At 64.8% G+C, this 6000-nt stretch carries 5 protein-coding genes; 3 read left to right on the top strand and 2 right to left on the bottom strand.

What is annotated here, in order from left to right; translation table 11 throughout:
* Positions 1–175 precede the first annotated feature (175 nt).
* Positions 176–1129: a LysR family transcriptional regulator gene (locus tag AB4Y42_RS41125; RefSeq protein ID WP_368691262.1), complete on the bottom strand. Its 954-nt coding sequence runs from the start codon at positions 1127–1129 to the stop codon at positions 176–178.
* A gap of 345 nt (positions 1130–1474) precedes the next feature.
* On the opposite strand from AB4Y42_RS41125, the gene AB4Y42_RS41120 reads away from it, so the two are divergent.
* Both AB4Y42_RS41120 and mmsB read left to right on the top strand, forming a co-directional pair.
* Positions 1475–3001, top strand: a complete 1527-nt coding sequence (locus AB4Y42_RS41120; RefSeq protein WP_368697516.1) for a CoA-acylating methylmalonate-semialdehyde dehydrogenase — start codon at positions 1475–1477, stop codon at positions 2999–3001.
* Positions 3002–3052: 51 nt separating this feature from the next.
* Positions 3053–3943 (top strand): 3-hydroxyisobutyrate dehydrogenase, encoded by an 891-nt coding sequence (gene mmsB / locus AB4Y42_RS41115; RefSeq protein ID WP_368697515.1) that lies wholly within the window; start codon positions 3053–3055, stop codon positions 3941–3943.
* Positions 3944–4005: 62 nt separating this feature from the next.
* Here the strand turns inward: mmsB and AB4Y42_RS41110 are convergent, their stop codons facing one another.
* Positions 4006–5061: a phytoene/squalene synthase family protein gene (locus AB4Y42_RS41110; RefSeq protein WP_368697514.1), complete on the bottom strand. Its 1056-nt coding sequence runs from the start codon at positions 5059–5061 to the stop codon at positions 4006–4008.
* Positions 5062–5132: 71 nt separating this feature from the next.
* Here AB4Y42_RS41110 and AB4Y42_RS41105 point away from each other — a divergent pair, with 71 nt between their 5' ends.
* Complete coding sequence (locus AB4Y42_RS41105; RefSeq protein WP_368697513.1) at positions 5133–5879, top strand: hypothetical protein; 747 nt, start codon at positions 5133–5135, stop codon at positions 5877–5879.
* Positions 5880–6000 lie beyond the last annotated feature (121 nt).

Raw genomic sequence — 6000 nt, 5'->3', positions numbered from 1 at the left:
CCAGCAGCCCAGCGCCTGAAGTGCCTTGCGATCGAGCAACTCCGCCTCCTGAATTCCATAAAAGTCAGGACTCAGGTTACGCAATCATCCTCAGAAGCTCCACGGTTTCCTACGAAGAACCTTTTTTTATTGCCTGGCGAAACGGTGAAGCGTTATGCCGTCAAGCGCGTTGCGTTCACGGCTCGACGTAATGCATTTCCGGCGATTCGCCCATCAGCAGCGCGCGATTGGCGTCGGCGGCCGCGCGCAGGTAGTCCCAGAGCGACGTGATGCGCCGCAACTTGCGCAGGTCCTCGCGGCTGCACAGCCAGAAGCGCCGCGTCACCATGACTTCGTCGGGCAGGATCGGCACGAGGCGCGGGTCGGGCTCGGCCATGAAGCAAGGCAGGATCGCGAGCGCGCTGCCCTGCAGCGCAGCATGGTATTGCGCGATCACGCTGGTGCTGCACAGGTTCGCGGTCACGTTCGGCGCCGTGCGTTCGAGGTAGAGCAGCTCATGGCTGAACGCCAGATCGGCGACATAGCTGATGAAGGCGTGATTGCGCAAGTCGGCGGGCGTGCGTATGCGCGCGTGGCGCTCGAGATAGGCCGGCGTGCCGTACAGGCGCAAGCGGTAGTCGCATAGCTTCGTGTAGACGTACTGTCCGCGCTCGGGGCGCTCCAGCATGATCGCGAGGTCGGCCTCGCGCTTCGAAAGGCTCACGAAATGCGGCACCGGCAAGAGGTCGATCGACATGTCGGGATGCTGGCCCGTGAAGCGCGCCAACTGCGGGGCAAGAAAGAAGCAGCCGAAACCCTCCGTCGAACCCACGCGCACATGGCCGGAGAGCGACTGCGCGCCGATCGCGAACTGCTCGCTGGCCGATTGAACCGTGGTTTCCACGGCGTCCGCGTAGGCCAGCAGGCGCTGGCCTTCGGCCGTCAGCACGAAGCCGCCCGAGCGCGATTTGTCGAACAGGACGGTGCCTAGCGCCGCCTCCAGCTCGCGCACCCGGCGCGCAACCGTGGTGTGGTCGACGCCCAGGCGTTTCGCGGCGCCGCTCGCACGCTGCGTGCGCGCGACTTCCAGGAAGTAGCGCAGATCGTCCCAGTTCAGTGTCTCCATGCTACTCGTTGTGTTTTTTTGCATATCGGATGGGCTTTTTCATCTCTATGCCGTGGATATTCGAATAACTATACTCGTTGAAGAACGCGACTGAAACAGCCACGGTCGCAACACAACAAGGATGGAGACAGACGATGCAAATGCAGTCGTTCCCGGCGCGGGCGCCGCAGGCATGCACGCCGGCGCGCCCGTGCTCAGCAGGACTCTCCTTTACCTCGCCCGGCTCCATTCCCGGCACGCTCGACATGACCGCACGCATCTGCACAGCGTGCTTGCGCGCGTGCTGCGATTGAAGATTTCGCTGGTTCCACAGCTTTCGCTATATCCGGCCACGGCCGGCCCGTTCGAATCCATCAGGGAGAGTTCACGATGAACGCAGTGACCCAGGCATCCAACGCGCAAGTTTCGACCGTCAAGCTGCTCATCGACGGCGAGTTCGTCGAATCGAAAACGAAGGAATGGCGCGACATCGTCAATCCGGCCACGCAGGAAGTGCTCGCGCGTGTGCCGTTCGCGACCGTCGAGGAAGTGGACCAGGCCGTGAAGGCCGCGCACGCCGCGTTCGCCACGTGGAAGAACACGCCGCTCGGCGCGCGCCTGCGCATCATGCTCAAACTGCAGGCCTTGATTCGCGAGCATATGCCGCGCATCGCGCAGACGCTCACCGCCGAGCAGGGCAAGACGCTGCCCGACGCCGAGGGCGACATTTTCCGCGGCCTCGAAGTGGTCGAGCACGCCTGCTCGATCGGCACGCTGCAGCAAGGCGGTTTCGCCGAGAACGTGGCGGGCGGCGTGGACACCTATACGCTGCAGCAGCCGCTAGGCGTGTGCGCCGGCATCACGCCGTTCAACTTCCCCGCGATGATTCCGCTGTGGATGTTCCCGATGGCGATCGTTTGCGGCAATACGTTCGTGCTCAAGCCTTCGGAGCAGGACCCGCTCTCGACCATGCAGCTCGTCGAACTCGCCATCGAAGCCGGTATTCCCAAGGGCGTGCTCAACGTCGTGCACGGCGGCAAGGAAGTCGTCGATGCCATCTGCACGCACGACCTCGTGAAGGCGATTTCGTTCGTCGGCTCGACGGCCGTGGGCACGCACGTCTATCGTCTGGGCAGCGAGCACGGCAAGCGCGTGCAGTCGATGATGGGCGCGAAGAACCACGCTGTCGTGCTGCCCGATGCGAATCGCGAGCAGGCGCTCAATGCGCTGGTCGGCGCGGCGTTCGGCGCGGCCGGTCAGCGCTGCATGGCGACTTCGGTGGCCGTGTTCGTGGGCGCCGCGCAGCAATGGGTGGACGAGCTGGTGGAAAAGGCGAAGACGCTCAAGGTCAATGCGGGCCATGAGGCGAAGACCGACGTCGGACCAGTCGTTTCGCGCGCCGCGAAGACGCGCATTCTCGGCCTGATCGACTCGGGCGTGAAGCAGGGCGCAACGCTCGCGCTGGATGGCCGCGACGTGAAGGTGGCGGGCTACGAGAACGGCAACTTCGTCGGCCCCACGGTGTTCACGAACGTGAAGACCGACATGGACATCTACACGAAAGAGATCTTCGGGCCGGTGCTCGTGGTGCTCTCGGCGAAGACGCTCGATGAAGCGATCGCCATCGTCAATGCGAATCCGTTCGGCAACGGCGTGGGCCTCTTCACGCAGAGCGGCGCGGCGGCGCGCAAGTTCCAGAGCGAGATCGACATTGGCCAGGTCGGCATCAACATTCCGATTCCGGTGCCGGTGCCTTATTTCAGCTTCACCGGTTCGCGCGGCTCGAAGCTCGGCGACCTGGGCCCGTACGGCAAGCAGGTCGTGCAGTTCTACACGCAGACCAAGACGGTCACCGCGCGCTGGTTCGACGACGCGACCGTGAGCGACGGCGTGAACACGACGATCAGCCTGCGCTGATGCGCTGCCCGGCATCAACATGCAGTACTGAACAATAAGGGGGAAAGGCTCATGGAAATCGGATTTGTCGGGCTGGGCCACATGGGCGCGCCGATGGCGCTCAACCTGCTCAAGGCGGGACATACGGTGACGGTGTTCGACTTGAGCGCGAGCGCGATGCAAACGCTCGCCGAGGCCGGCGCGCAGCGGGCCGCATCGGCGAAGGCCGCGGTAAGCGGCGCGGAGTGGGTCATCACGATGCTGCCCGCCGCTGCGCACGTGCGCAGCGTGCTCACCGCGGAAGACGGCGTGCTGGCGGGCATCGCGAAGGGCGTGACGATCATCGATTCGAGCACGATCGATCCCGCGAGCGTCAAGGAGTTCGCGAAGCTGGCCGAGGCACAGGGGAACGCGTTCGTCGATGCGCCGGTGTCGGGCGGCACGGGCGGCGCGGCGGCGGGCACGCTCACCTTCATGGTGGGCGGCAGCGCCGCGCACTACGAGAGCGTGAAGCCGGTGCTCTCGGGCATGGGGAAGAACATCGTCCATTGCGGCGAGACGGGCACGGGGCAGGTGGCGAAGATCTGCAACAACCTCGTGCTCGGCGTCACGATGGCGGGCGTGGCCGAAGCGATGGCGCTGGGCGAGGCGCTCGGCATCGACCCGAACGTGCTGGGCGGCATCATGAACACGTCCACGGGCCGCTGCTGGAGTTCGGATACGTACAACCCGTATCCGGGCGTGATCGAGACGGCGCCTTCTTCGCGCGGCTACACGGGCGGCTTCGGCACCGACCTCATGCTCAAGGACCTCGGTCTCGCCACCGACGCTGCCAAAGGCGTGCACCAGCCCGCGTACATGGGGGCGCTTGCGCAGCAGCTCTATCAGGCCATGAGCAGCCACGGCGACGGCAAGCTCGACTTCTCGGCGATCATCAAGCTGTATCGCGCAGAGAAAGGTTGAGGCGCGTTGGTTCGAGTCGCGAAAGGCGCGCTGCGAAGCGCGCTTTTTTTCGACCGGACTTTTTAGGCCTTGATACGCGCCTCGATGCGCGCGAAGAGCCGCTTGAACCAGACGCCGAGCAGCGCATTCGACGGCGCGAGCGCGGTGGAGCAGGCAAGAATGCGATAGACATCGTTGCGCGTGACCTTCGAGGTCTTCGCGGGATCGAGCCAGTCGTCGTTGTCGACGAGGCGCTCGAGCGTTTCGAGGCCGATGAGAATGGGCCACAGGCAGGCGAGGCGCAGACGGACCGAAAGGCGCGGCAGCGCGAACGTATAGTCGATGGCCGCGCGGAAATGATCGAGCGCGATGCGCACGAGTTCGAGCATGATCGGCCGCGCGCGCGCCGAGGCGCCTGGCTGCAGCAGGTCCTGCGCGCTGAGCCCCGCCTGGGCCAGCATCGAAGCGGGCAGATAGCAGCGGCCGATGCGCAGATCCTTGCCGCAGTCCCGCAGCACGTTCACCATCTGCAAGGCCTTGCCGAAGCGGATGCCGCGCGTGTACATGGTTTGTTCCAGCGAGGGCGCGAGCGTGCCTGGCAGGTGCATGTATGTCATCTTCGTCCAGAACTCGCCTACGCAGCCCGCCACGAGATACGTGTAGCGGTCGAGTTCGTCCCACGTGTTGAGCGCGGCCACCTGGCCCGAGCGCTCGTCGGGGAACGTGCGCAGATCGAATTCCATGCCTTCGGTGAGCGTCGTGACGATCCCGCGCACGGCCTGGCGGTCGGCGTCGTCGAGTTGCGCGAGCACGTCGAGCGCGCCGCCCAGCGATTCGAGCAGCAGCTTTTCGTCCGATTGCGTTTGCTGGCCCGCAACCTCGCCTGCGAGATCGGCGAGCAGGGTGTCATGGTTCGTCGCGCCGTTCACGCGCTCGCGCAGCGCGAGCAGCAGGGCGAGCCGCCGCCCGGGCGGGATCAGCGCGGTGTCGGCAATGGTGTCGGCGGCGCGCGCGAGCAGATAGGCTTCGCCCACGGGGTCGCGCATGCCGGCGGGCAGCACGCGCATCGTGAGGTAGAACGAACGGGAAACGCCTTTGAGCAACGGGCCCAACAGGAAGGCCCGGATAGTATTCTGCATGTTGGATAGGGGCAGCGGGGGACGGATCGGACGCAGCCGCATTGTATCGTGGACGAAGGAGACGAGGCCCGTTGAGACCCGAACGCGCGTTTTACGACCTCCAGGTGCGCTTCGCGCGCACGGCGGCGCGCCTCGCGGACATCCCGCTCGCGGCGGCGTTGCTCGACTGTACGAATCTATATGTGCGCTTCGGCGCGGGGCGGACCTTCGATCGCACGCACCCGCTCTGGGCCGCCTATGTCGATGGTCTCGATGAGCACGCAAGCGTTGCAGAGCAGTGCGAGTGGACGTGGCGTTACTTACAGTGCTGCCCAACGCATCAGTCGGCGCCTGAGGTCACCGTCACGGTCGGCTGCTTCTCTTACGCGCAGGAACCGCATGGCGGGGTGCGTTTACATTTCAATGCCCAAACCGACAACAACGGCATGTCGCCGCTCGATGCCGGGCAACTTGCCGCGCGGCAAGGCGAGTTGCGGAGCTTGATCGATCAATTGTGCGGGCAACTGCGCGAAAGCGGTCGTGCGTCGAGCAACGTGCTCGTCCACGGCACTTCCTGGCTCTACAACGTGCCCGCTTACCGGCGCATCTTTCCCGCAGCCTATATTGCGAGCGCGCAGCCCGTCGCCCGCGTGCGTGCGCTTTCGCTTTGGGGCCAATTTCTCGACCGTCACGGCTGCGTGCGCGACGACGCAGCCGCGCTGCTGCTTGCGCGCATCGAACGCGCGAGTGCCTTCGCCGATCTTTTGTCTTGCTTTCCCTTACAGGCGCTCGCGGTGCAGGCGAGCGCCGCGGTGTTTGCCGATAGAAAGCGAACGTAACCGCTACGGTTACCAAAAATTTTTCCCGATGGCGGTGACAGCGTGCAGGCGAGAGGAGATTGAAAGCCGCTGCATGCACACACGGTATTGGCGTGACGCAGAAATCGGTGCGTGCGAAACG

The sequence above is a fragment of the Paraburkholderia sp. EG286B genome (genome assembly GCF_040965655.1).
Lineage (GTDB): Bacteria > Pseudomonadota > Gammaproteobacteria > Burkholderiales > Burkholderiaceae > Paraburkholderia.
The sequence above is the reverse complement of the archived record's forward strand: the minus strand, read 5'-3'. Positions and strand labels throughout refer to the sequence as shown.